A 25532-nucleotide genomic window follows, 5' to 3' on the forward strand; every position below is an offset into this window, starting at 1 on the left:
TCATCGATTCTACCTGGATAAATAGTTATGAAATAAGCGGTGAACTGACAATAAAATCATTGTGGGTGAATTGATGTTTACCGGTGAATTTTATCATCATATCGACTTTGCTTATTTTTGGATCGAAATCAATCATCAGATAGGTAATATTAGCGACATCATCATATTTCTGCATTAATTCTGTTTGACCATTCGCGCTGAATTGATTGACCATAACAATATTATTATTGCCAGCCATAATGAATGATAAATCAATTTTATCTTCACCAGAGGTAAAGTCGATGATGGTATCGGTATATTTTTTGGTGGAATCTCTGCTATTACGGTATTGGAAAATATCATGGCCCTCTCCCCCTTTCATCCGGTCAGCGCCGCGCCCGCCGAATAGCCGGTCATTGCCATTGCCACCGCTGAGCCGGTCATTACCCGCGCCGCCGGATAAGAAGTCATCACCCTTACCACCGGATAGCCTGTCATTACCACGGCCGCCAAATAGCCGGTCATTTCCCACCCGGCCCCATAATCTGTCATCACCACCCCCTCCGTTCAGGGTGTTATTTGATCGGTTACCGTTGATTTCATCATCACCGCTACCGGCGATGGCATTTTCAATCACGACTTTATTTGCAATTGAGACATTGCCTCTCAAACCACCAATATCAGAGAAACCACGCTTAGTCAGTGTGATTCTTTGGTCTTGATGATAGCCCGAGAAATCAAACGTATCGTTACCACCGGCATCCCACACGCAGAATACCAACTTGTCGTTAGCGTGGGTTGCAGTAAAGTAATCCCTATTACTATTGGAATTGAAACCATAAGTCGTATTACCGATACGGGTACGATTATTGGCTCCGTAAAGGTATTGAAGTGCTAAAATATCATGGAGTTGCGGGGTTGATGCAAAGTTACCCCCGTAGATTGCTCCTGAGTAGAACTCAGATAAATAGCTCATTACGCTGGTTTGTTGTGTTAAGCCTACGGTGTCATGAGTATGTTCCAAGCCGAGTGCATGGCCGAGTTCATGCATAAACACCCGACCACCATAGTTTGATTGCGTGGGGGCTAGATTCTCCTCTATCTTCGCATTAATAAATATGGGGCTGAGGTTACTAGGATTCGGGGGATAGGCATAACCGCCACGTGACCCATCGAGTGAAACATTGGTAATGGGGATGTTAGCTATAACATCATCTTTAGCCTCAATAAATTTAATATTCGCCACATCAGCAATGGCGAGCATAGCGGTTCTTATCTGGTGAATTTGGGCTTCATTAAGGGAATAGGCCGGAACACCCTCAGCTGATTTATAATAATGGTAATCTATTGGTATTCGTTGGCTAAATGAATAAGTGATAATACTTATTCCATTCTTATCTTTATTTTGCCATTTGTTTCTGCTGGTTATCGCTAATAGATTAATCGCCTTTGATTTATTAATATCAATACTATTATTAATACCTACAGTTCTGACATTATTTTTAGTCTGTTCCCTGAGCATTATTATTCCTCATAATTTAAATTATTTACTTTGCTATCGACTCATGCACGGGAAGGATGTTACTGACATCGATAATATTTAAAATAAGCACGTTCTTAAAAAGAACTAAGGATTTTATATATTACTCTGCGGGATATATGATTTTTAAATCTATGAGGATAAAGTTCCCATATTCTTCTGGTATTATTACCTCAAAGAATATGGGAATAGAGTCTTACTTACAACACACCTTGGGCCAGCATTGCGTCTGCCACTTTAACAAAGGCCGCAATATTCGCGCCGTGTACATAGTGGGTTTGCTTGCCTTCGCCACCGTATTCAACACAAGATTGATGAATATCGAGCATGATGTGATGCAGACGGACATCAACTTTCTCTGCCTTCCAGCTCAGGCGGGCCGCGTTCTGCGCCATTTCCAGACCTGATGTGGCAACACCACCGGCATTGGCGGCTTTACCCGGTGCAAACAGCACCCCTGCATCAAGGAAAGCATCAGTTGCCTGAATAGTCGTAGGCATATTAGCGCCTTCGGCAACGGCTTTAACCCCGTTGGCAATCAGTTGACGTGCCGCTGGCAGGTCCAGTTCATTCTGCGTCGCACATGGCAGCGCGATATCAACCGGTACACTCCATGGCTGCTGATCGGCTAAATAGACCAGATTACGTTCACGGGCATAATCTTCAATACGACCATAACGATTGTTCTTAATCTCAGCCAGATGAGCCAGTTTTTCTGGGGTAAAGCCTGTTTCATCAACCACTGTACCACCTGAGTCAGAAGCGGTAATCACTTTGGCACCCAGCTCCATGGCTTTTTCAATAGTGTATTGTGCGACATTTCCGGCGCCGGAAACCGAGACTTTACGACCTTCAAAACCTAAGCCGTGACGTTTTAACATGGCGTCGGTGAAATAGACCAAGCCATAACCGGTGGCTTCCGGGCGAATCAGACTACCGCCGAAGGAGAGACCTTTGCCGGTGAAGACACAAGCGGTGTTATTCGACAGTTTTTTCATCATGCCAGACATAAACGCCACTTCACGGCCACCAACACCAATATCACCCGCCGGAACATCGGTATCCGGGCCGAGATGACGATACAGTTCCATCATCAGTGCCTGGCAAAAACGCATCACTTCAGCCTGACTTTTTCCTTTAGGATTAAAATCAGAACCGCCTTTGCCGCCTCCCATAGGCAGGGTTGTCAGGGCATTTTTAAAGGTCTGTTCAAAACCAAGGAACTTCAGAATTGATAAGTTTACTGATGGGTGGAAACGCATCCCGCCCTTATAAGGACCAATCGCCGAGTTAAATTGAACACGCCAGGCGCGGTTAACCTGAACTTTACCTTGGTCATCAGTCCAGGCAACGCGGAATTGAATAACACGTTCTGGCTCGACTAAGCGCTCGAGTAGGCTTTGTTCACGGTAATGTGGGTTTTGCTCCAGAAAGGGCCAAAGTGACGTGAAGACTTCACGTACTGCTTGGAGATATTCTGGTTGGTTGGCATCACGTTGTTGTAAAGATTCTAAAAACGACTCCAGAGAGGTTAAACCATTCATCACTAATAATTCCTTGTACCAATTAAGACTCTCCCTACACCTTTTTGCGAACTATTATTATTATCCAAATAGTGAGGAGACGATGTTGTGCATCTTCGACTATATCACTGGTTTATATTCATACAGCAAGGGATTTTGACAAAAACTTAGCAGGGTTATCAATGAGTGGCTATCGGGGCTTGGCGGGGGTTGTTGATTAAAAACGCCCGCAAAAGGCGGGCGTTAAAGCTAAACAGGATGACTCTCGCGAAACTTATTCGTCTTCGGCGTCGTCATCGCGCAGTGGCACGATAAGCATATCGACATGTACGGTATTGATCAGTTGGCGTGCTGAAGACATCAATTTGCTCCAGAAATCCTGATGATGACCGCATAATACCAAGTCCATATCATATTTCTTAATGGCATCAACCAGTACCTGGCCCAAATCGCCGCTACCGCTGAGGGTTTGCTCAATTGGGTAGCCCGCATTTTGCGAAAGCTCAGTTAATGCATTATGGGTTTCTTCAGAGATACGTTTTTGCATATCACCAAGATTAACGTCGATCAGACCGGTATAGAGGTCTGAGTAGTTAACATCAACATGGATCAGGGAAACTTTGGCATTGTACGGTCTGGCCATGGAGACCGCCTTTTCCACCAATACCTTACTTTCTGGAGATAGGTCAACCGCAATCAGAATGTGTTTGTAAGCCATAAGTAAACTCCTTCCATAATGTTAATTAATGGGTAAGCAAACATTCAACCTGTTGAACGGGTGCTAACACGGTATCTGCATACTATCATTATGACCCCTAACTGAAGTGTTTCACGGATCACAACGCACTGTTTTGATGATGATCACTAAAGCATCCGTATGTCATTTTGCACCAAATTGCACCAATAAGTGATGAGATTCGCCCGTTAATTGCCTTGGCGCACGGTGAGAATACTTGAATTTAAAGCAGATCATTATCTTAAGTATAGCGCTGATAAATCATCATGATTAACGGAATTTCATATTTGTGATGCAAATATAATTTACAAAAAACAGCAGCCAAATTTATGTAATTCAGTTAAGAGAGATTAATATTTAAGCGGAATTTGTATGGGTTACGAGCATTTATCAGTGACAGATATTCGATATAAGTTAATGCCAATCGATAGTTAACAAATGCCTAAATAGGCTTAATTTAGAGATTATCAGGCTATTTTCCATTTCATTTCCTACACTGATAAAGGGAGTCCTACACGTTCGGATACTGTGTCGAACGAACAACGTATCGAGCATAGTCAGAAAGCGGACGATAGGGGGTGTTTTTTGAGGCCCTGGGGGTGTTTGTATCGGCTAGAGTAAGCGATGGCACAGAGGTTCAGGTGATTGACCCAATGTGTGAGATATCGCTGGGAGGATAATTATGATCAGTACCGTCGCGCTTTTTTGGGCTTTATGTGTGGTATGTGTGATTAATATGGCACGTTATTATTCATCTCTGCGTGCTTTGTTAGTGGTATTACGTGGCTGCGACCCGTTGCTGTATCAATATGTTGATGGTGGTGGCTTTTTTACCTCCCACGGTCAGCCGAGCAAACAAATTAGATTAGTGGGTTACATCTTCGCCCAACGTTATCTTGATCACCACGATCCTGAGTTTATTCGCCGCTGTGAGAGGCTACGTGGGCAATTTATACTGACCAGTGCATTATGTGGATTGGTAGTGGTCAGTCTGGTGGGTTTAATGTTGTGGTATTAGTATGAATTATTGGCAGAGAAGCATTTAAAAAGGCGACCTGATAAGGCCGCCTTTTTTATTTACCGTAACCGTTCAATATGTTTACTGCCCGGTCTTATCACAGTGCTAGGTTGAGGCGCACTATGATAGTAATACGTTTCGCTGGGTTTAAATGAATCTTAGAGCCACCCAGTACAACCCACCGGAAAGAAGAATAGATATTGGTAAGGTTAATACCCACGCCAACATAATGTTCTTCACCGTTTTACTCTGAACACCACCGCCATCAACCAACATGGTCCCGGCAACTGCTGAAGAGAGCACTTGCGTTGTCGATACTGGCATACCGGTATAACTCGCAATACCGATGGAAACCGCCGCAGTCATCTGGGCAGAAACCCCTTGCGCGTAAGTCATGCCTTTCTTACCGATTTTCTCACCGATGGTGACTGCCACACGTTTCCAGCCAATCATGGTACCCAAAGAGAGGGCCAGAGCGACGGCAACGATGATCCAGGTCGGTGCATATTCCACAGTTTCCAACAAATCTGTACGCAGATTATTGAGGAAACGGCGGTCTTCAGCACTGGTTTCAGGCAGTTTGGCAACAGTCCCTGCGGTTTCGGCAACACACATCAGCAAGCGACGCATATGGCTGCGTTGATCAACCGTCAGATCGTCATAGCTTTGCAGATTAGCCAGCAACGTTTGGGCATGATCAATGGCAATCATGGCGCGTGAGCTATCACAATGGAACTGTGCCGGTGTATTCGGCAATGTTTCTGGTGCAGGTACCAGCGGTTTCAGCGCGACAGCATGAGGTAACACCTCAACATGTTGCTGATAATATTGTTGCAGATGGGTCACTGCATCGCGGGTGCGGGCAATATCATAACCGGTTGCATTCATATTCACGACGAACCCAGCCGGAGCCACGCCGATTAATACCAGCATGATCAAGCCAATCCCTTTCTGACCATCGTTAGCGCCATGAGAGAAACTCACACCGATAGCCGATAGAATCAGCGCAGTACGGGTCCAGAAGGGCGGTTTACGTTTACCGTCTTTCTTTTCACGTTCAGCAGGTGTCAGGTGAATACGTTGCTGTTTCTTGGACCCGTTCCAGTAACGACGTAGCAGGAACACCATCAAACCGGCAATAACCAGACCCACAATTGGGGATAAGATTAATGACAGGAAGATTTGAATCATCTTAGGAACGTTCAGTGCATCTACAACAGATGTACTGGTCATTAATGCATTGGTTAAACCAATACCGATGATTGCACCAATTAGCGTATGAGAGCTGGAAGCCGGGATACCGAAATACCAAGTGCCCAAATTCCAGATAATCGCCGCCAGTAGCATAGAGAAGACCATAGCCAACCCATGCGCCGAACTGACGTTTAACAGCAGATCAGTAGGCAATAAGTGAACGATAGCATAAGCCACGCTCAAACCGCCCAGCATCACGCCGAGGAAGTTAAACACCCCTGCCATCACAACAGCAACCTGTGAACGCATGGCACGGGTATAGATTACGGTCGCGACCGCATTGGCTGTATCATGAAAACCATTGATGGCTTCGTAAAACAGCACGAACAACAAAGCAAGAACTAACATTAGGCCGGTATGGAAATCCAGGCCAGCGAAAAGATGTAGCATAAGCGTTACGCCAGTTTGTGGACATGAACGCGGCGCATTATCAGTGACAATGGGGGGTGGGGAAAAGGAAAATATGACCTTTTTTTGACATGACCGCAGACGAATTCGTCTTATTGAGCAACATATGCATGTTATATCAGCAGGTTACTTAGTTTTACTGTATGAGACATTTTCTTACTATAGCGATATTCCTGCGAGCGACTTACAATCTCCCGCCGCCAATTTGTCGGTTGAATGCGCTAAATAATATAATAATCAGCCAAAAGCGGGCAATTTTGCAGCGATGATGATTTTACTCAGTGAGGCCAAGTGTGGAACAGTTTGATGTGGTAGTGATAGGTGCAGGTGCTGCGGGGCTATTTTGTGCCGCTCAGGCTGGACAAGCCGGATGTCGGGTGTTGTTGGTCGATAACGGCAAAAAGGCGGGGCGCAAAATACTGATGTCTGGTGGTGGCCGCTGTAATTTTACCAATCTCTTTGCAGAGCCTGCCGCGTATCTGTCACAGAATCCTCACTTCTGTAAATCTGCCTTGGCGCGTTATACCCAATGGGATTTCATCGATCTGATGAATCGCTATGGCATTGCCTGGCATGAGAAAGCGCTAGGGCAGTTGTTCTGCGATGACTCTGCTCAGCAGGTGGTTGAACTATTACTGAAAGAGTGTGAGCTGGGGCAAGTCACGATTCGGTTGCGTAGCGATGTTTTGTCGGTTGAAAAAAGCGGCACCGGTTTCGTATTACAAATTAATAATTTGGAAGTGAGCACTAACTCACTTGTCGTCGCCTCTGGCGGACTCTCTATGCCCGGACTTGGTGCTTCACCGTTCGGCTATAAGTTGGCAGAACAGTTTGGCTTGAAAGTCCTCCCTACCCGTGCGGCATTAGTCCCGTTCACCTTGCACAAACCGCTGCTGGAGCACCTGCAAACATTATCTGGGGTTTCCGTGCCTGCGGTGGTCACCGCCGAAAATGGCGTTAGCTTCCGTGAGAGTATTTTGTTTACTCACCGTGGGCTTTCTGGCCCAGCAATTTTACAACTTTCAAGCTATTGGCAGGCTGGTGAGTATGTGAGCATTAACTTACTTCCTGATACTGATTTAGATGATTTTCTAAACAGTGAGCGAAAAAACCACCCTAATCAGACACTGAAAAATACTCTGGCTCAACGGTTACCTAAGCGGCTGGTGGAGTGCCTTCAGACCTTGGAGCAACTGCCAGACGTTACCCTGAAGCAATTAAACGCGCCGCAGCAGGCCGCGTTAGTCGCCAATCTTCAACAATGGCGAGTGCAGCCCAATGGCACCGAGGGCTACCGTACTGCTGAGGTCACTCTTGGTGGTGTTGACACCCAAGAGCTCTCCTCTAAGACAATGGAGGCCCATAAAGTGCCTGGAATGTACTTTATTGGTGAGGTTGTTGATGTCACTGGCTGGTTGGGTGGCTATAACTTCCAATGGGCCTGGAGCTCTGCCTGGGCCTGTGCGCAGGCATTGGCGGTTGTTCTGGAATAATAAAGTTTGTACACCAAGCTATAGTTAGTCCATCAAGTGGGCTTGTTGCAAATAATGAGCGTCGGTGATTTTACTGATAGATGAGCGGGATAATTAAGCTAAAACCGCCTCAATATGAAAGAGCCGATTCATAAAGGCGGATCTTTCCCGCACTCGATACTCAGGTTCGTCACGGCGTAGCCAAATATCAAATTGACCTTTATTCAGTCGTCGCAATGTTTCAACTCCCTGAAGAGTTGACCCGGCAAGGTTTGGCCGTTTGAAGCCCCCGCCCGCTTTGACTAATTTTTTGATGGGGGCATATTCAATAAACCAACGGTAAATCGTAGAGCGGTGAACGGAAACCCCACGCTCTGCCAGCATATCGCTGACATTGGCATAACTCATCGGGGTTGAGCCGTACCACCGTAAGCACCACAGAATGATCTCGGGTGCAAAATGTTTTCATTTGAAATCGCTAGGGGGCCATGTGGGTTCACTGAAGAAGGGATGAATAGCCTCAGCTTTCATGGTCACTCCATTTTTTGCAACAAGCCCGTCTGAGCGTGGTGAATTATATCACTTACGTGCGACGCAAAAAATCAGCAATGAAACCCTGCAAAAATTGTTGCATGATTTAGATTTGCTGGAAGCGTTATTGATTGAGAAGGAAAGTTAATTTTTCTTCGGTCGGTCATCTTAAGTGATCCGGCTCCTCTCATATTTGGCAGGCAGTTAATATGGCTCTGCTGCGTCTTAATACAACACAACCTTTTCTTGTTATACATGCAACCATCCGCCAGTGTTGGGGCACCTCCTTGTTAATAAAACATCAAGTCATTGGTTCTTATTAATATTATTAAACCTGAATAAGATGGGTTCACTAATTGTTCGGGGCTGTCTGATGCATCATAGGTAATGAAACTGCCGATCAGTGTCGAATCTAGCAATATAGATACGGTAGTTTATCGTTACTCACCTGATTCCGTGGGGGGGGTAGGAAACTAACACTAAAAAATTTTCGTCACTCTACAATATCAAACGAGATTTAGGCAATATTGATTAAATCGCGAGGTTATGTGACGGTTTTTTTACTCGGCTGAGTATAATAAATTGCGTAATTTTTTTTGGACGAAATCACTAAAAACATCCTCGAGTCATGGGTTCACGCGGGCATACGCACTACCACAAACGTTCAGGATTATTGCGTGGATTAATATCCTGTTTCAGTTACTGTTTCCTTTGAGTTTGGCATTTTCACCTGCGGTTGTCGCGTCTTCTTCGTATACTTCGCAAGTCAATACGGTTACAGAGTCTTATATTTTGCAGACCGGTAAAAACATTAATACTGTCGCCAAGTTAGGGGATGAAATTGATGTTTCCGGTAAGCTGCCTTCGTTATCCATTAGTGATGAAAGTTATTCACATGCTGATATTCACATAAATAATAAGCTGGCCGGTTATGCCCAGACCGGTGCTGTCGCATTATCTAATGGCAATGCAGTAAAATCTGGTGAGCGCATGCTCAACTCAGCTGCCAACAATGAATTAAACAACTCCACGCAGCAGTTGCTGAGCCAGTTTGGTACCGCCCGGGTACAAATGAATGTTAATGAAGATTTTAAGCTGGATGGCAGTATGGTCGATGTACTGGTTCCACTTTATGATAATCAGAAATCCCTACTTTTTACCCAATTGGGTGCCCGAAATAAAGACGATCGTAACACCGTTAACGTTGGTGCTGGAGTGCGTACTTTCCAGAATAGCTGGATGTATGGGGCTAATGCGTTTTTTGATAATGATGTTACAGGCAAAAACCGGCGGGTTGGGGTAGGCGCAGAGGCTTGGACCGACTACCTGAAGTTCTCGGGTAACAGTTACTTCGGTACCACCGATTGGCATCATTCACGGGATTTTGCTGACTATAAAGAACGGCCTGCCAACGGCTATGATGTGCGGGCAGAAACTTATTTACCCTCTCATCCCCAACTTGGCGGCAAGGTCATGTATGAAAAATACCGTGGTGATGATGTGGCCTTGTTTGGCAAAGATAACCGCCAGAAAAACCCCTATGCTATTACTGCGGGTGTAAATTACACCCCTATACCATTAGTGACTATTGGGGCTGAACATCGCGCCGGTAAAGGCAGTAAAAACGACAGCAACATTAACTTCCAGCTAAATTACCGACTGGGTGAATCTTGGCAATCTCATATCAGTCCATCAGCCGTGGCAGCAACGCGCACTTTGGCGGGTAGTCGTTATGATTTAGTCGAGCGTAACAACAATATTGTGCTGAATTATCAGGAACAGAAGGTGATACAGCTGATCCTTCCGGCTATGATAAGCGGTGAGGGGGGGACAAGCGTTCCATTGAGTGCAGAGGTATCCACCCGACATGGCCTTGAGCGTATTGAGTGGGACAGTTCTGCCTTGATAGCGGCAGGAGGTTCTCTCACACCGGTATCTGCGCACGCTGTTGTAGTAGGATTACCCTCGCATCGGCTAACGCGGAGTGGTAGTAATGCCCACACGTTAAGTGCAGTGGCTCATGACATCCAAGGTAATGTGTCATTACGTGCGACAGTGCAGATCACTGTTATGCCTAGTACTGTTGCAGCAGTGAACCTGACGGCGACTGCCGATAATGAGGTTGCCAATGGTATTGCCACCAATGCGGTGAAAGCGATAGTGATGGATGCGGGCAATAACCTTGTACCGGGCCAGGTGGTGACATTTACCGCCAGCAACGGGGCGAACGTGACGACGGTGATTGGTACTACTGGCGTGGACGGGGTTGCTACGGCGACACTGACCAATATGAAGAGTGGAATAAGCGCGGTCACCGCCACGGTGAACGGCAGTAGTCAGACGGTCGACACCACTTTTGTGGCGAACAGCAGCACAGCGGAAATCACTGCAGCCAACCTGACGGCGACTGCCAATAATGAGGTTGCCAATGGCATTGCCACCAATGCGGTGAAAGCGATAGTGACGGATGCGGGTAACAACCTTGTACCGGGCCAGGTGGTGACATTTACCGCCAGCAACGGGGCGAAAGTGACGACGGTAATTGGTACTACTGGCGTGGACGGGGTTGCTACGGCGACACTGACTAATACTGACTCGGGGATTAGTGTGGTCACCGCCACGGTGAACGGCAGCAGCCAGACGGTGGACACCACCTTTGTGGCGGACGGCAGCACCGCAAAAATCACCGCAGCCAAGGTGACTGCCGATAGAAGGGTGGCCAACGGCACGGCCACCAATGCGGTGGTAGTGATAGTGACGGATGCCGGTAACAATCCTGTCGCAGGCCAGGTGGTGGCATTTACCGCCAGCAACGGGGCGAAAGTGACGGCAGTCATTGGTACTACTGGCGTAGACGGGGTTGCCACGGCGACACTGACCAATATGAAGAGTGGAATAAGCGCGGTCACCGCCACGGTGAACGGCAGTAGTCAGACGGTCGACACCACTTTTGTGGCGGACGGCAGCACAGCGGAAATCACCGCAGCTAACCTAACGGCGACTACTGATAACGAGGTCGCCAATGGCAGAGCCACCAATGCGGTGAAAGCGATAGTGACGGATGCGGGTAACAACCTTGTACCGGGCCAGGTGGTGACATTTACTGCCAGCAACGGGGCGAACGTGACGACGGTGATTGGTACTACTGGCGTGGACGGGGTTGCTACGGCGACACTGACTAATACTGCGCCGGGTGTCAGTGTGGTCACCGCCACGGTGAACGGCAGCAACCAGACGGTCAGCACCACCTTTGTGGAGGATTCGATGTTTACCGGAATAGCCGTTAACGGCCATGTGTTCACTGTAAACGATGAATTTCCAAAAACAGGTTTTACCGCGGCTACCTTCATACTAAATATGAACAGAAATGCGAGCGACTTCACCTGGAGTTCCAACCAGCCAGGGGCCGTAAACGTCAATGGTGACGGTCAAGTGAAGCTCAACAGCAAACCTACTGGGCCAGTGACCATTACGGCGACACCCAAGGATGGAGGAAGTCCACTAAGCTACACATTTGCTGTGCAGAAATGGTTTATACATAACGATAGCACAATGGCTGTTTGGTCAGATGCTGTGAGGTTCTGTAGTCTACAGCTGGCGTCTCAGCCATCACGCACCGACTTGAGTTCTTCCTACTCCTCATTTGGTACCCGTGTGGTGGGTTCATTGTTCGATGAATGGGGGCGAATGGATAACTACACTGGCTCCGGTTTTATCGGCACCACCTACTGGACGGGCGACACTCAGAACCCCAGCACTGGCTTCTACTACCTTGGCGACTCGATCGCGGGCGTTACCAATAGCTTCAGTGACGCCGATATTCCTAGGCATGTAATGTGTCGTCGATAGAGTTTTGAGTTTTTAAATTTGGTTTTGCTTCTCTGGTATTCCCCCGCGTTTAGTGGGGGAAAAGTCAGTGGCTTTGTGGCGCTAAGACCCCGTCGGGTAACATGCTGTTTTTTTGATGATGTTATCGGGCTTGTTGCAAAAAATGGAGTTGTCATGAAAACTGAGGTTATTCATCCCTTCTTCAGTGAACCCACCTGGCCCCCTAGCGATTTCAAATGAAAACATTTTGCTCCCGAGATCATTCTGTGGTGCTTACGGTGGTACGGTTCAACCCCGATGAGTTATGCCAATATCAGCGATATGCTGGCAGAGCGTGGGGTTTCCGTTCACCGCTCTACCATTTACCGTTGGTTTATTGAATATGCCCCCATCAAAAAATTAGTCAAAGCGGGCGGGGGCTTCAAACGGCCAAACCTTGCCGGGTCAACGCTTCAGGGAGTTGAAACATTGCGACGACTGAATAAAGGTCAATTTGATATTTGGCTACGCCGTGACGAGCCTGAACGTCGAGTGCGGGAAAGATCCGCCTTTATGAATCGGCTCTTTCATATTGAGGCGGTTTTAGCTTAATTATCCCGCTCATCTATCAGTAAAATCACCGACACTCATTATTTGCAACAAGCCCCCTAGGCCAGATAAACCTGTTTCCCTGTACGATAATGACTGGGGCCACTCCCCGGATAGATGCAGATAATTTGGGTTGAAAAACGCGATAACTGCAGATTTTTCCATTTATAAATGCAGGCTGTTACAGGTAGCGAAAGTGACAGCAGTGTTCATTCAAGCCTGCTTTTTTTGAAAATCCGAGAAAATAATAACTCAAAAGTTCCCAATCACTCGATTAGTGTACAAACTTTAATATACCGAGTCGGACTTATGTACAAACTTTATTTTTCCAACACAGCGGTTATGCAGAAACAATAAAGTCTGTTCAGTGACGCTAGAATTCGAATAGACTCGATTTTAATGACATTAAAGTTTGTTTTTTAGCTTTATATCAATAAATTGGATTTATTTTCCACCATGCTAATTTGACGTGGCTAGAACGCTGATTGCAGTATTGAAGACAATATTAATTGTTTGTAGTTAGGGTTTATGGTTAGGAAGTTGGTGTAATAAGGATCACTCCAAGTGATCCTTAACTGATTAGCATTACGCCTAATGGGGGTGTTTTTTATTGTTCCCCCCTATATTCCCGAACAAAACTCGGAAAGGTCTACCCCGACACAGATTAACGCCTAAATCCTCCCTCGGCCGAATTTTTTAAAAGACAATAAAACATTTAGAAAGTATCTTGATTAAGGTGCTCATTATTCTGCGTTATCTATCATTAATAACATCATGATAAGAATCGTTATTCACTTCTGGAGAGATTTATGAAGGCGCTTTTACTGAAACAGTTACCACGGTGTAAAGCATTACTGGCTCTGATGGTTGTTGGAGCCTGCGCTCTGCCTCTTGGCTTCCCGACGATCAGTATGGCTGCCGCACCCACGCAGCAACAGACGCAGGTTCCCGGTTACTATCGTATGGCATTAGGTGATTTTGAAGTCACAGCCATCTATGACGGTTATGTAAAGCTGGGTACCAATCTGCTGAAGGATATCAATGAGAAAGATATCCAGACGCTGCTGTCCAGTATGTTTATTGATAGCACCAACGGGGTACAGACTGCGGTAAATGCCTTCTTGATCAATACCGGAACCAACCTAGTCTTAGTTGATGCAGGCACCGCACAATGTTTCGGGCCGACACTGGGTGCTGTGGTCGATAATATTCGTGCTGCGGGTTATCAGCCTGAGCAAATTGATACTGTATTGCTGACCCATCTACATCCCGATCATGCCTGTGGTATTAACAATCAGGGTAAAGCCGCATTCCCTAATGCTACTGTGTATGTGTCAAAAGGGGATGCCGATTTCTGGCTGAATAAAGACGTCGCCAGTAAAGCTACGCCAGAACTGCGCCCAATGTTTGAAAAATCAATGGAATCGGTTGCCCCTTATGCGGCAAACAATAAATTAAAAATTTACACTGCTGGTGACACCTTATTACCAGGCGTCAAAGTGGTGCCAACGCCGGGCCATACCCCAGGGCATACTTCATATCTTTTTACCTCAAAAGGCGACAACTTGCTGGTGTGGGGCGATATTGTACACAGTCATTCCATCCAATTTGCGCGCCCGAATGTCTCTTTAGAATTTGATACGGATAGCAAACAGGCAGTGGCCACGCGCAAAGCTATCTTTGCCACCGCCGCTAAAGACAAACTGTGGGTGGCGGGCGCTCATCTTCCGTTCCCTGGTTTGGGCCATGTCCGGGCAAATAAAGTTGGCTACACTTGGGTGCCGATAGAATACAGCCCGATGATTGAGAAGAAATAAGGCAATAACACTAAACTGACCATAGTGAAATCTATGGTCAGTCTTATTTTATCTGATCTATCATGGAGTTAGTGCGGCATGACTATCAACGCAATGCCTGAAGAATATTATAGGCAGCTTGCACGCGAACAGGATTAGGGTAATTCTTGTTAGCTAACATCACTATGCCAATATTTTCCTCTGGGATGAAGACAATATAAGCCCCAAAGCCATTGGTAGCACCGGTCTTATGCACCCAGGATGCCCGTGTTGCCGGGTGTGCTGGCAGCAATTCCTCAACTTTACGCGGTTTCAACGCGATATCATTGCCACTGTCGGCGATAACCTCCTGTGGGTTGATAGGCCAGTTATACATTTCCCATCCCAACCCCTGGAACATCTCCCCCGCCTGGAAATAGCGAGACTGAGCCGCGATGATGGCTTTCTTTAACTTATCGTTTTCGGCAGGTAGGCTGTCTGGGTCCATATTGGCCTGCATATATCTCACCATATCTTTCGTGGTGGTTTTTACCCCATAAGCTTCCTCACCCAGCATGCCCAATGTAACGCGTACTGGCTGGCCATCCTTATATCCCCATGCATAGCTTGACTGCATCGATTCAGGGACAGTGATAAAAGTATGTGTCAGTTTTAAGGGCTGGAATACATACTTTTTCATGTAGTTTTCGAAGGTTAATTGGCTTCTTTTCACCGCCAACGCCCCGAATAAACCAATACTGGCATTGGAGTAATTGCGCATCACTCCAGGTGCCCATTGTGGCTGCCATTGCTGATAATATTGCCATAATGATTTTTGGTCTGTAACCGAATCGGGCAGTTGAAGAGGTAGCCCCCCCGCAGTGTAGGTTGCCAGATGCAGCATTTTCACATCTTGCCACTGACTACCCGTTAGCTCAGGAGCATATTCCGTCACTGGATCATTAAGGTTCATAATGCCGGTTTGCATGGCATATTCCCCAGCTATTCCGGTAAAGGTCTTACTTACTGAACCGAGTTCAAACAGCGTATTCTCAGTGACTGGGATATCTGCTTTTATATCCGCTACGCCATAGTTAAAAAACTGTGGCTTTCCGTCATAAAATACAGCGACGGCCATGCCGGGGATATTCTGTTGTTCGATCAACGGCTTAAGGGTGTTATTGACGATAGCCGCAACCTGTTGCTCCGTAAGTATGGTTTGTGCCGAGGTATAAAATGGCGAAGTTGCGATAGCGGTAAAGACCAAGGTATTGATTACAGACTTTTTCAACATTAGAAAATCTTCCTTAGATTGATAAACAACAAGCAGTGTGTCTCCTTCTGCGTCGCTGATTTTGCGATGATTGACTATGGATAACAATCGATTATATTTAGTGTTTGATAATAGAAAATCTAACAGATAATCCTATGGTACGCAGTTATATTCCCCTAAATTCACTTCGCGCCTTCGAAGCCGCAGCCAGACAGTTAAGTTTTACTAAGGCTGCTATCGAATTAAACGTTACCCATGCAGCAATAAGCCAGCAGGTCAAAGCGCTGGAACAACGCCTCAATTGCCGTCTGTTTATTCGTATTTCACGCGGATTAGTGTTAACAACCGAAGGTGAGAATCTCCTACCGATCCTTAATGATTCCTTTGATCGTATCGCTGACACGCTAGACCGTTTTTCCGCTGGGGTAATGCGTGAGAAAGTCAGAGTAGGTGTGGTTGGGACCTTTGCAACCGGCTATCTCCTGCCGCGCCTGAGGGATTTTCAACAACGTTATCCACATGTGGATGTTTCACTTTCAACGCATAACAACCGTGTTGATGTGGTGGCTGAAGGGCTGGATTATGCTATTCGCTATGGCAATGGTGCCTGGCATGATACTGAGTCGCAATTTTTATGCGATGCGCCACTTGCACCTTTGTGTGCTCCCTCGTTAGCGGGATGTTTACACCAGCCTGATGACCTGCAAAAATTTACGCTGCTTCGTTCCTATCGTCGCGATGAGTGGTCGGCATGGTTTAGTGCGGCTGGAGGATGTGTCCCTTCACCTTCTCAGCAAATAATGGTGTTCGATTCGTCGGTGAGCATGCTGGAAGCGGCGCAGGCAGAGATAGGCATTGCGCTGGCTCCACCGTCCATGTTTACGCATCTGTTACTCAGAGAACGTATCATTCAGCCCTTTAGCACCACGATTAGCCTGGGTGGGTATTGGTTAACTCGGCTACAATCGCGCACAGAAACTGCCGCGATGCGGGATTTTTCTCTGTGGTTATTATCTGAGATGAAATCTGAACTCAGCCTTGGCAGACCACTAATTTAGCAACCACTGATTCTATTCAGAAACCAGTATACCAACGCTACATTTTGGCAGCGAAGAATATAGGTTTCTGTTATTTCCTCCCTCTAGCACAAATTTCCCTCAGTATTTGTGCCGAATTCAGCATGAAGAGTAAATAGACTATAACGTGGCTGGTATATAGAGAATTGTTACAGATAAAATACATGCATGACTGATAAAATCCCCACCTTAATGATTAGTAATAAAGGCGGGGATTTTACTTTGTTGTTTAAATAGTTATTTATAGGTTACTTGAGTAATCGCGAAAGTTTTTCTTTAATGCAGCAAAAACATAAATTCAAAAATATTTTCCTTTGAGTGCATCCAAAATGATCACCTGAACGTCTCTATCAGAGTAATCAAACACACAACAAGGATATCAACGATGAAACTCCGCTTGCTACCTGCAATGATCGGCTTACTGGCATTCTCGGCTCTGGCTTCTGATGTCGCAGTAAAAGAGACTACGTTAGGACAAGTTTATACCGACAGTAAAGGTATGACCCTGTATACCTTCGATAATGACAAGCAAGACTTGTCCAATTGCTATAAGGATTGTGCCAAGGCTTGGCCACCGTTGTTGGTAAAAGATAATGCCACTCAACTCCCTGGGCTGGATAAAATTAAACGTGCGGATGGTAGTCTGCAATGGGCACTGAACCATCGCCCACTTTATCTCTGGCATAAAGATCTACAGCCTGGGGATATTACCGGAGCGGGCTTTAAGAATATATGGTCACTTGCCCGTGCAGATAGGGCGCCGGTCAAGGTTTACACCACCGATTCCGGCAAGATTTTAGCCAATAAAGACAATATGTCGCTCTATACCTTCTCTAAAGACAGCAAAGGGATATCGGTATGCTATGAAGATTGCGCCGCAAATTGGCCGCCATTAGCAGCCCAAAAAGATGACAAAGCCAGTGCGCCGTTCAGCGTTGTTGCACGTAAAGATGGTACCTATCAGTGGGCCTATCAGGACCAGCCTTTATATTCTTGGATTAAAGATAAACAACCCGGTGATATCACGGGTGATCAGATAAAAGATGTCTGGCATCTGGTTCATCTTTAAATAACGCGTTTGAGGTTATTGTGGTCACAGCAAATGAAGAACTACAGAAACTTTTCTCTCGGGTCAAGCTGAGAGACAGGCAGGCTTTTGAAACCTTATATAGCCAAACTAATCGCAAGTTATACGGCTTGATCATGAAAATTGTGGCTGATCGAGATATTGCCGCCGAGCTATTACAAGAGGGGTATCTCAAAGTCTGGTTTGCTGCTGACCGCAGCCCAACGACTTATCCCTGGGCCTGGATGTGTCAATTAATGCGTAATCTGGCTATTGACCATGTCCGACAGCATGGCCGTCATCATCCTATTTTTGAAGAGGCAGACATGTTATCGGAAGTGGGGAAAGAAGATGAAACCGATACCGCAGCTCACCTTGCCATTTTAAATCGCTGTATTTTTTCGCTGACACAAGAAAAAAGGCAAGCGATAAGGTTGGCTTATATCCATGGTTACTCCCATGAGGAAATTGTTGAACGATTGGCGCGTCCGTTGGGCACGGTCAAATCGTGGATACGGCGCGGTCTAAAGGAGTTAAAACAATGCATGGACACTTAACTCCGGGTCGATATCGCAATTTAGTCATCCGGGAACATCTGGTGAGTCAGTATTTACTTGGCACATTATCCCCCAAAACCAGAAAACGTCTTGAATCTCTGATGGCGGAAGATGAAAGCTGGTATGAGCTGGTTATGCAGTGGCATTCACGTTTAAGTGGACTGGAACCAATGACATCAGATAAGCCCCCTTCATGGGTATGGAAAAATATTCAGACCACATTGGGACAACCAGTAAAACCGGGGTTGTGGGCATGGTTGGGGCCAAGAAAGTGGCCAACATTGTCGCTTGCTTGCGTGGCACTGTTATTGCTATTTTCCAGCACTATGTTGTTTATGGCCAAGCCGCAAGTCGCCATGCCCAGCTATATCGCAGTTATGTCGTCCGCAGAAAAGGCCGACCACTTTGTCCTGATGGCTTACAAAGGTGACAAACCAGGGGAATCAAGTATTCGCTTGAAATGGAATGCCCGTCATCAGTCAACCGATGCAGGAATGGAAACAGCCATGTTATGGGCACGAAATAAAGATACCGGTCAGACGGTGTTATTAGGGCGATTTACTGATTTAACTGTCCCTAAATTACTCACGCCAACGGAATGGAATACTGTCAAAAACAGCAGTGAGCTTTTCATTACGGCAAATAATAATCCTGCAAGCAAGGTTCTGTTCAAAGGTACCTGTATTGAACTGTCTGCTTCAACGGTATAACGATGAGAATAGTTGATGAAAATTAGAAAGTTAATCATTGGCACACTGAGTATCATGGCATCGGCGCTGTCCTACGCCAGCGGCCAATTTCTCGATACTAATATCATCCATCAACCCAACGATGGCGTGGTTCGCGTCTATGGGCCGGGCGGACCTCACACCGCGTTGATAAAAGCCGCAGAGAGTTTTCAGCAACAGACCGGACAACGTGTGGAAATAATCTACGGGCCAGAGAAGAAATGGTCAAAAGATGCCCAGCAACGTGCTGATATTATTTTCAGTGCTTCAGAGCAATCGATGACGGCGTATCTGGAGAATTATCCTTTTGTGGCCAGCAAGGATGTTGTGCCGATGTTTATTCATCCGGCAGTGATTGCAGTAGCAAAAGGTAATCCTAAAAATATTAAGAGTTTTGAGGATCTGATCAAACAACCGGTCAAAATTGTGGTGACCGAAGGTAAAGGAACCTACAACACCTCAGGTACCGGTTTGTGGGAAGATATTGCCGGGCGTTTGGGCCGGCTGGAAGATATCAAACAAGTACGGTCACATATCGTGGCCTATGAGCAGGGGAGTGGTGCTGCATTTAAGGCCTTCCAACGGTTAAAAGCAGATGCCTGGATCACCTGGAGTGACTGGCCGATTGCTAACGCGGATAAAGTCGATATGGTGACTATTGAGCCGGAAAGACGAATTTACCGCGACTTCAATATGGCAATTTCACCGAAAGCAGATATAGGTGCGGCGCAATTCATGGCTTATTTGACTACAACGGAAGGCGCTAAGTTTTTCACCAATGAAGGATGGCTGCGATAGAATTAATTGCTTTATCTGCACAATCCTTAAAAGGCATCTGTCATTATCAAGAACCAGTCCTCGGGCTGGTTTTTCTATTTTTGCGCTGGGGGTTGCGTGCCAGCCAGACTCGGCATGGCGTGGCGCATAATATCTAAAAATGCCCGTAATCTTGCTGGGTAAAAACTGGCATGGGGATAAACCAGATAGATGGGCAAAGGTAATCCGTGCCAATCGGGAGTTAGATGTACTAACCGCCCTTGTGCAAGATCTTCGCTTACCACCCACGTTGAGGCGATTCCTACCCCGACCCCCGCGAGTGCGGCATTACGTAAGGCATACAGACTGTCGGTACTCAATTGTGGCTGGATAGAAAATCGATGTATGTCACCACTCGTCTGATGATTTAGGACGACTTCATTACGGTAAAAGGAGCTTAATGCCAGCCAGCGTAAATCCTGCAATTGGTCAGGATGTAGCGGTAGCGGCTTATCATTGAGCAATTCAGGCGCGGCGACGACAATACGCGGCACCTCGGCCAGCAGAATCGCAATCACCGAAGGATCGGTGACGGCTCCAACTTGAATGGCGCAATCAATACCTTCCACGATGAAATCCGGGCGGCGATCATTTAGCATCCATTCCACAGACATTTTCGGATAACGGCCTAAATAGTCTTTAAGCGGTTTGATTAATTGATCTTGCCCGAACGCGTGCGGCACTAAAACTCGCAGTACTCCTCTGGGCTCGTCCGTGGCCCCGCGCAGGTCATCCTCCATCCTATGCCAGTTTTCAACCAGTGCTTTAGCATGGGAATAGCAGCGTTCGCCATCGTCGGTGAGCTTCATAACATGCGTAGTGCGCTGCAATAATTTCAGACCAAGCAGGCGTTCCAGTGTCTGTAACCGCCGGCTAATCGTCGGCTGGCTTGTACCCAGGCGTACTGCTGCTGCCGATAAACTACCAGCCTCAACGATGCGGATAAATGTCTGCATTAACTCTATACGATCAATGCCAGTCAAACCGAGTTCTATCATACGTTAAGCGTATAACAGTTTTACTCTTTAGGCGACTACCAACACATGTCTACTCAGGCAAAAATACTGACTCAATATCATTATAGGTAGCCGCCATGTCAGCCATTCAAACCATACCAAGTACTTTAGATAGTCCTGAGAAAACCCTTTCCGGCCGGACAGTTCTTATGTTGGCAACCGGCGCTGGGCTTAGCGTTGCCTCAATTTATTATAGTCAGCCATTATTGGGGGTTATGGGTACCGACCTGCATGCCAGTGTAGGTACGGTTGGTATGGTGCCGACACTGACACAGATTGGTTATGCTTTAGGTATCTTGTTGCTCGCCCCGCTAGGTGATCGCCACGATCGTCGGATTGTTATTTTATTGAAAGGTCTTTTGCTTACCGCAGCGTTGCTGTGCAGTGGTTTTATCTCTGGTATCAATGGGTTGTTAGTCACCAGCTTTGTGGTCGGGATTGCCGCAACCATGGCACAGGACATTGTTCCTGCATCAGCGACGTTGGCTTCAGCAGCACAACGGGGCAAGACCGTCGGAACTGTAATGACGGGCTTATTGCTGGGGATTCTACTGTCGCGGGTGCTGAGTGGTTTTGTCGCCGAATATTTTAGTTGGCGGGTGCTGTATATCGGTGCGGCGCTGTCAGTTATTTTTATAACGCTGGTGATATGGCGCGGTTTACCTCGGGTTCCCGCCGCTTCAACACTGAGTTATCCAGCACTACTTATGTCGATGATTCACTTGTGGCTTCAGTTTAAAACCTTGCGCCGTGCGGCGCTATCACAAGGGTTGTTATCGGTCGGATTCAGTGCTTTTTGGTCAACACTAGCAGTGATGTTACAAGATACTTATCATCTTGGTAGTGCTGTTGCCGGTGCATTTGGCCTTGCCGGTGCCGCAGGTGCTTTGGCGGCCCCTCTTGCTGGAGCATTGGCGGATCGCCGTGGACCACATAGGGTTACTTTGATTGGTACAAGTGTGGCAACCCTCTCATTTGCAGCGTTATTTCTTCTGCCGCTATTGCCACTTCAATATCAGATTGGGCTTATGGTCATCAGCGCGATTGGTTTTGATTTCGGCGTTCAGGCGACACTGATAGCACACCAAACCATTATTTACAGCCTGGAACCTGCAGCTCGTAGCCGGCTCAATGCCTTGTTATTTACCGGTGTGTTTGTTGGGATGGCGGTTGGTTCAGCTTTAGGCAGCCTGATGCTGGAAAAAATGGGATGGACTGCTGTAGTTAGTCTGATTACCCTCGCGGGTGCAGCTAGCCTGGTCGTACGCTGGAGCAATCGTAGCGCCAGGTAGCCGTGATTCTGCTCATAATGAGCAGAGAGGATAGTAATTTTGCCAATACAGTTAGCATGTCGGGATGTCTAAGAAAACAGGCACCCCGAGCCGATGTCTTGAGTTCCGTTTTAAAGTGTTAAGCCCAATAGTCAGTTATCAGCCCCAATATCAGTAGGGCTGATTAGCTTTGTAAATAAGCCATGCTCTGGCGAATTTCTCTTTCTATATCAGCTTCAGACCAAATATTTAGTTGTGACGAAAACGGTTCAAAAGCATAAATTCCCTGATAACCCAGACCTTCAAGATTTGCGACTTGTTGCTTACTGTTCAACTTATCTTGCTCGCTGAGCATAATGCGGTCTTCATCAGTCAGTGTGGATTTCAACCTGTTCTCTTCGACGCCGGAAAGGTGTACTAAGCCAATTATATTAACGTCAATATGTGCATCAAACTCGGCCTGAACGATATCACTCAGGTAGTAATGGAAAGTATCCAACACCATTTGGTAGGGGGCAGCCGATGTGCGGATCAGTGATTGTGTTACCAGATGAGAACGCAATGAACTGATTCCAAAGCCTAAAGGCTCAACTAATCCAGTGACTTGATATTTCTTAAACAGGGGGGCAAGTAGCCGCAGTGCATCCAGGGTGTCATGCTCTTTTTGCTCGGCTGAACGTTTGTCACTGGCACTACAGTTTGGGCACAGAATGACTCCGTGACAGTTGATATCCCGTGCCAACTTGAGCATGTTTTCCGCTTCTTGTAGTAGCTCGCCTCGCTGCTCTGGCAGATTGAAATATTGCAATGCATTGATAGTAACAATCTCAATTTGATGTTCATCAGCCAGTGCATTGAGTTGGGCTGTGCTTAGCTCGTCAGTCACTTTTCCACCGGGCATATCATTGCGTAGCTCAACCTTATTTAAGCCACATCTCTTAACCAGACGGAAAAAATTCTCAATACTGAGATTCGGGGCGATTTTGCGATTAATACAGAAACGATCTTGCGCGATGGACATGGTGCTCTGCTCCTGCTGTGGTAAATGCTATATATAGCTCAAGATAAGAACATTTATTTCATTTTAATTAAATAACGAAACATTAATTTTTAGATGTAGTTCAAAAATTAAGCTAAAAAAACGATTCAGCTTTCATTAAGAACTAATAAAATCGAGTTATTGCCGTTGTTTTTTTAACCTTAACAATTTATTTATCGCAAAAGAACGAGATTTTTTAGCCTTTTTGGCACGTTGCGTGGGCTATCTGGCTTTTTTGATGGTGGTGTTAAAGCCTTGCAGGAACTTGCGATACATCGCACAAAACAAAATTTCTAAAAGAAGTTATTTGAAACTTTTTTTTCAATGGAATAGAGTCTGCATGTCGGCTGGTTTTTCGCCTCTCTGGTGGCAGGTCGCCTTGCTGGCTATTTTGGTCCCACCACAAGATAGCCTTTACTGATTGAGCGTATGGTCCGTTAGGAATGAGTGTCAGGTTAAAGCCACTTTGAGCGAACCTTGCGGTAGCAGCTATTGAGAAGAGGGTTAGACATGAAAATCGTGAGTAACTTTATTGGCGGGAAGAATTCCCTGAGTTCCAGCAATCAGACTGCCGAGATTCATAATCCAGCCACCGGTAAAGTCGAAAGCCAGGTTACGCAAAGTACTGCCGAGGAAGTTAATCAGGCTATCGGCGTGGCTCATCAAGCATTTGCCGATTGGTCACGGACTACCCCACTGCGTCGCGCCCGTATTATGTTTAACTTTAAAGCACTGATTGAGCAACATCGTGATGAGTTGGCTGAGTTGATTGTCCGTGAGCACGGCAAGGTTTATTCCGATGCGTTGGGTGAGATCACCCGTGGGCTGGAAGTCGTCGAGTTTGCCTGTGGCATTCCACATCTCTTGAAAGGTGAATATTCCGCAGATGTTGGTACGGGGGTGGATTGTTTTTCCATGATGCAGCCGTTAGGTGTGGTCGCAGGTATAACACCGTTTAACTTCCCTGCTATGGTCCCGATGTGGATGTTCCCCATCGCCTTAACTTGCGGCAATACCTTTATCCTGAAACCACCGGCATTAGACCCGTCAGCTTCTGTTCGTCTGGCGGAATTGTTGACTGAAGCTGGGTTACCGGATGGTGTATTCAATGTTATTCACTGTTCAAATGAGAGTGCAGCCCAACTCTGCACTGACCCACGAATTCAGGCCGTCAGTTTTGTTGGATCTTCTACCGTAGCTGAACATATTTATGCTACTGCCAGTGCACACGGTAAGCGCGTACAAGCATTTGGTGCTGCTAAAAATCAGGCAATTATCATGCCTGATGCTGATTTGGATGCCACAGTAAATGCATTGATGGGTGGTGCATTTGGTTCGGCGGGTGAACGTTGTATGGCTTTGCCGATTGCGGTTGTCGTGGGTGATGACACCGCGGACAAATTAATTGAGAAGTTAAAACCACTCATCACTCACTTGCGAGTCGGCCCTGGCTTGCAGCAAGGTGGTGAAGAAAATGAGATGGGGCCGCTAATCTCAGCCACCCATCAGAAAAAAGTGCTCGGTTATATCGATCAAGGTGTGAAAGAGGGCGCAACGTTAGTCACCGATGGCCGCAATTATAAAGTTGCAGGTTATGAGCAGGGATATTATGTAGGCGGCACTCTGTTTGACCATGTCACGCCACAGATGAAAATCTATCGGGAAGAGATTTTTGGGCCGGTACTGGGTATTGTCAGAGTCCCTGATTACCAAACAGCCATTGATACAGTTAATAGCCATGAGTTTGGCAACGGCAGCGCTATTTTTACCAGTAGCGGCCATTATGCGCGGCTATTTGTGCATGAAGTTCAGGCCGGAATGGTTGGCGTCAATGTTCCAGTACCTGTCCCAATGGCATTCCATAGCTTTGGTGGCTGGAAGCGCTCGGTATTCGGTGCGTTAAATGTTCACGGTACCGATGGCGTGCGTTTTTATACCCGGATGAAAACAACCACTGCCCGTTGGCCTACCGGCCAGCAAACGGTTTCAGAGTACAGTATGCCAACACTTGGCTAATGCTAGTGGGTGTGCCTTGGGT

21 protein-coding genes are annotated in these 25532 nt (G+C 46.5%); 13 read left to right on the forward strand and 8 right to left on the reverse strand.

Going from position 1 to position 25532, the window contains the following annotated elements; genetic code table 11:
• Nucleotides 1-25 precede the first annotated feature (25 nt).
• The 3 genes from Q2T72_RS00640 to uspA all read right to left on the reverse strand — a co-directional run bounded on the left by Q2T72_RS00640 (nt 26) and on the right by uspA (nt 3760).
• Nucleotides 26-1243, reverse strand: a complete 1218-nt coding sequence (locus Q2T72_RS00640) for a M10 family metallopeptidase C-terminal domain-containing protein (protein WP_227746571.1) — start codon at nt 1241-1243, stop codon at nt 26-28.
• A gap of 476 nt (nt 1244-1719) precedes the next feature.
• Entirely contained in the window at nt 1720-3063 is a 1344-nt protein-coding gene (gene gdhA / locus Q2T72_RS00645; protein ID WP_083161335.1) for an NADP-specific glutamate dehydrogenase, read from the reverse strand.
• A 253-nt stretch (nt 3064-3316) separates the two neighbouring features.
• A complete protein-coding gene (gene uspA, locus Q2T72_RS00650) occupies nt 3317-3760 on the reverse strand; it encodes a universal stress protein UspA (RefSeq protein ID WP_083161333.1) in 444 nt (147 codons plus the stop codon).
• A 700-nt stretch (nt 3761-4460) separates the two neighbouring features.
• Here uspA and uspB point away from each other — a divergent pair.
• The gene (gene uspB, locus Q2T72_RS00655) at nt 4461-4796 is read left to right on the forward strand and encodes a universal stress protein UspB (RefSeq protein ID WP_005187112.1); all 336 of its coding nucleotides are present in this window, start codon (nt 4461-4463) and stop codon (nt 4794-4796) included.
• Between the two features lie 147 nt (nt 4797-4943).
• Here uspB and pitA read toward each other — a convergent pair whose 3' ends face one another.
• Nucleotides 4944-6440: an inorganic phosphate transporter PitA gene (gene pitA / locus Q2T72_RS00660; RefSeq protein ID WP_083161331.1), complete on the reverse strand. Its 1497-nt coding sequence runs from the start codon at nt 6438-6440 to the stop codon at nt 4944-4946.
• A 311-nt stretch (nt 6441-6751) separates the two neighbouring features.
• Here pitA and Q2T72_RS00665 point away from each other — a divergent pair, with 311 nt between their 5' ends.
• Nucleotides 6752-7951: an NAD(P)/FAD-dependent oxidoreductase gene (locus Q2T72_RS00665; RefSeq protein ID WP_372568472.1), complete on the forward strand. Its 1200-nt coding sequence runs from the start codon at nt 6752-6754 to the stop codon at nt 7949-7951.
• A 93-nt stretch (nt 7952-8044) separates the two neighbouring features.
• Here the strand turns inward: Q2T72_RS00665 and Q2T72_RS00670 are convergent, their stop codons facing one another.
• Nucleotides 8045-8377 carry a hypothetical protein gene (locus Q2T72_RS00670; RefSeq protein ID WP_227746606.1) on the reverse strand — a complete coding sequence of 111 codons (333 nt, stop codon included), beginning with the start codon at nt 8375-8377 and terminating at the stop codon, nt 8045-8047.
• Between the two features lie 82 nt (nt 8378-8459).
• On the opposite strand from Q2T72_RS00670, the gene Q2T72_RS00675 reads away from it, so the two are divergent.
• The 4 genes from Q2T72_RS00675 to Q2T72_RS00690 all read left to right on the forward strand — a co-directional run bounded on the left by Q2T72_RS00675 (nt 8460) and on the right by Q2T72_RS00690 (nt 14694).
• A complete protein-coding gene (locus tag Q2T72_RS00675; RefSeq protein WP_193784877.1) occupies nt 8460-8609 on the forward strand; it encodes a hypothetical protein in 150 nt (49 codons plus the stop codon).
• 563 nt (nt 8610-9172) lie between these two features.
• The gene (locus Q2T72_RS00680) at nt 9173-12310 is read left to right on the forward strand and encodes an inverse autotransporter beta domain-containing protein (RefSeq protein WP_372568473.1); all 3138 of its coding nucleotides are present in this window, start codon (nt 9173-9175) and stop codon (nt 12308-12310) included.
• 237 nt (nt 12311-12547) lie between these two features.
• Nucleotides 12548-12880: a hypothetical protein gene (locus Q2T72_RS00685; protein ID WP_372569837.1), complete on the forward strand. Its 333-nt coding sequence runs from the start codon at nt 12548-12550 to the stop codon at nt 12878-12880.
• Nucleotides 12881-13686: 806 nt separating this feature from the next.
• The gene (locus tag Q2T72_RS00690) at nt 13687-14694 is read left to right on the forward strand and encodes an MBL fold metallo-hydrolase (protein WP_083161321.1); all 1008 of its coding nucleotides are present in this window, start codon (nt 13687-13689) and stop codon (nt 14692-14694) included.
• Nucleotides 14695-14779: 85 nt separating this feature from the next.
• Here Q2T72_RS00690 and ampC read toward each other — a convergent pair whose 3' ends face one another.
• The gene (ampC, locus tag Q2T72_RS00695) at nt 14780-15946 is read right to left on the reverse strand and encodes a class C beta-lactamase (RefSeq protein WP_372568474.1); all 1167 of its coding nucleotides are present in this window, start codon (nt 15944-15946) and stop codon (nt 14780-14782) included.
• Nucleotides 15947-16080: 134 nt separating this feature from the next.
• Between ampC and ampR the strand changes: the two genes are divergently transcribed.
• The 5 genes from ampR (at nt 16081) to Q2T72_RS00720 (ending at nt 20150) form a co-directional block, all read left to right on the forward strand.
• Complete coding sequence (gene ampR / locus Q2T72_RS00700; RefSeq protein WP_083161317.1) at nt 16081-16983, forward strand: LysR family transcriptional regulator AmpR; 903 nt, start codon at nt 16081-16083, stop codon at nt 16981-16983.
• Nucleotides 16984-17386: 403 nt separating this feature from the next.
• Nucleotides 17387-18070 carry a hypothetical protein gene (locus Q2T72_RS00705; RefSeq protein ID WP_083161315.1) on the forward strand — a complete coding sequence of 228 codons (684 nt, stop codon included), beginning with the start codon at nt 17387-17389 and terminating at the stop codon, nt 18068-18070.
• A gap of 20 nt (nt 18071-18090) precedes the next feature.
• Complete coding sequence (locus tag Q2T72_RS00710) at nt 18091-18624, forward strand: RNA polymerase sigma factor (protein ID WP_083161313.1); 534 nt, start codon at nt 18091-18093, stop codon at nt 18622-18624.
• On the forward strand, nt 18609-19334 hold the full coding sequence (locus Q2T72_RS00715; RefSeq protein ID WP_083161311.1) for a hypothetical protein: 726 nt from the start codon (nt 18609-18611) through the stop codon (nt 19332-19334). The genes Q2T72_RS00710 and Q2T72_RS00715 overlap by 16 nt, the downstream gene beginning before the upstream one ends.
• A 15-nt stretch (nt 19335-19349) precedes the next feature.
• Entirely contained in the window at nt 19350-20150 is an 801-nt protein-coding gene (locus tag Q2T72_RS00720; protein ID WP_372568475.1) for a substrate-binding domain-containing protein, read from the forward strand.
• Nucleotides 20151-20224: 74 nt separating this feature from the next.
• On the opposite strand, the gene Q2T72_RS00725 is transcribed toward Q2T72_RS00720, so the two are convergent.
• Complete coding sequence (locus Q2T72_RS00725; RefSeq protein ID WP_372568476.1) at nt 20225-21166, reverse strand: LysR family transcriptional regulator; 942 nt, start codon at nt 21164-21166, stop codon at nt 20225-20227.
• Nucleotides 21167-21261: 95 nt separating this feature from the next.
• Here Q2T72_RS00725 and Q2T72_RS00730 point away from each other — a divergent pair, with 95 nt between their 5' ends.
• Nucleotides 21262-22476, forward strand: coding sequence for an MFS transporter (locus tag Q2T72_RS00730; RefSeq protein ID WP_372568477.1), 1215 nt, complete (start codon nt 21262-21264; stop codon nt 22474-22476).
• Between the two features lie 163 nt (nt 22477-22639).
• On the opposite strand, the gene Q2T72_RS00735 is transcribed toward Q2T72_RS00730, so the two are convergent.
• A complete protein-coding gene (locus tag Q2T72_RS00735; protein ID WP_372568478.1) occupies nt 22640-23476 on the reverse strand; it encodes a TIM barrel protein in 837 nt (278 codons plus the stop codon).
• A gap of 528 nt (nt 23477-24004) precedes the next feature.
• Here Q2T72_RS00735 and Q2T72_RS00740 point away from each other — a divergent pair.
• Nucleotides 24005-25510, forward strand: coding sequence for a CoA-acylating methylmalonate-semialdehyde dehydrogenase (locus tag Q2T72_RS00740; RefSeq protein WP_372568479.1), 1506 nt, complete (start codon nt 24005-24007; stop codon nt 25508-25510).
• The last annotated feature ends 22 nt before the right edge of the window (nt 25511-25532 follow it).

Origin of the sequence: Yersinia sp. 2466 StPb PI (assembly GCF_041538325.1) — a bacterium.
Classification (GTDB): domain Bacteria; phylum Pseudomonadota; class Gammaproteobacteria; order Enterobacterales; family Enterobacteriaceae; genus Yersinia; species Yersinia enterocolitica_E.

Excerpts from the sequence above, each read along its gene's own strand:
- gdhA (WP_083161335.1), bottom strand. The coding sequence starts at position 3,063 with ATGAATGGTTTAACCTCTCTGGAGTCGTTTTTAGAATCTTTACAACAA.
- Q2T72_RS00715 (WP_083161311.1), top strand. The coding sequence starts at position 18,609 with ATGCATGGACACTTAACTCCGGGTCGATATCGCAATTTAGTCATCCGG.
- uspB (WP_005187112.1), top strand. The coding sequence starts at position 4,461 with ATGATCAGTACCGTCGCGCTTTTTTGGGCTTTATGTGTGGTATGTGTG.
- uspA (WP_083161333.1), bottom strand. The coding sequence starts at position 3,760 with ATGGCTTACAAACACATTCTGATTGCGGTTGACCTATCTCCAGAAAGT.
- Q2T72_RS00725 (WP_372568476.1), bottom strand. The coding sequence starts at position 21,166 with ATGATAGAACTCGGTTTGACTGGCATTGATCGTATAGAGTTAATGCAG.
- ampR (WP_083161317.1), top strand. The coding sequence starts at position 16,081 with ATGGTACGCAGTTATATTCCCCTAAATTCACTTCGCGCCTTCGAAGCC.
- Q2T72_RS00730 (WP_372568477.1), top strand. The coding sequence starts at position 21,262 with ATGTCAGCCATTCAAACCATACCAAGTACTTTAGATAGTCCTGAGAAA.
- Q2T72_RS00705 (WP_083161315.1), top strand. The coding sequence starts at position 17,387 with ATGAAACTCCGCTTGCTACCTGCAATGATCGGCTTACTGGCATTCTCG.
- ampC (WP_372568474.1), bottom strand. The coding sequence starts at position 15,946 with ATGTTGAAAAAGTCTGTAATCAATACCTTGGTCTTTACCGCTATCGCA.
- Q2T72_RS00740 (WP_372568479.1), top strand. The coding sequence starts at position 24,005 with ATGAAAATCGTGAGTAACTTTATTGGCGGGAAGAATTCCCTGAGTTCC.
- Q2T72_RS00640 (WP_227746571.1), bottom strand. The coding sequence starts at position 1,243 with ATGCTCGCCATTGCTGATGTGGCGAATATTAAATTTATTGAGGCTAAA.
- pitA (WP_083161331.1), bottom strand. The coding sequence starts at position 6,440 with ATGCTACATCTTTTCGCTGGCCTGGATTTCCATACCGGCCTAATGTTA.
- Q2T72_RS00675 (WP_193784877.1), top strand. The coding sequence starts at position 8,460 with ATGGTCACTCCATTTTTTGCAACAAGCCCGTCTGAGCGTGGTGAATTA.
- Q2T72_RS00735 (WP_372568478.1), bottom strand. The coding sequence starts at position 23,476 with ATGTCCATCGCGCAAGATCGTTTCTGTATTAATCGCAAAATCGCCCCG.
- Q2T72_RS00720 (WP_372568475.1), top strand. The coding sequence starts at position 19,350 with ATGAAAATTAGAAAGTTAATCATTGGCACACTGAGTATCATGGCATCG.
- Q2T72_RS00690 (WP_083161321.1), top strand. The coding sequence starts at position 13,687 with ATGAAGGCGCTTTTACTGAAACAGTTACCACGGTGTAAAGCATTACTG.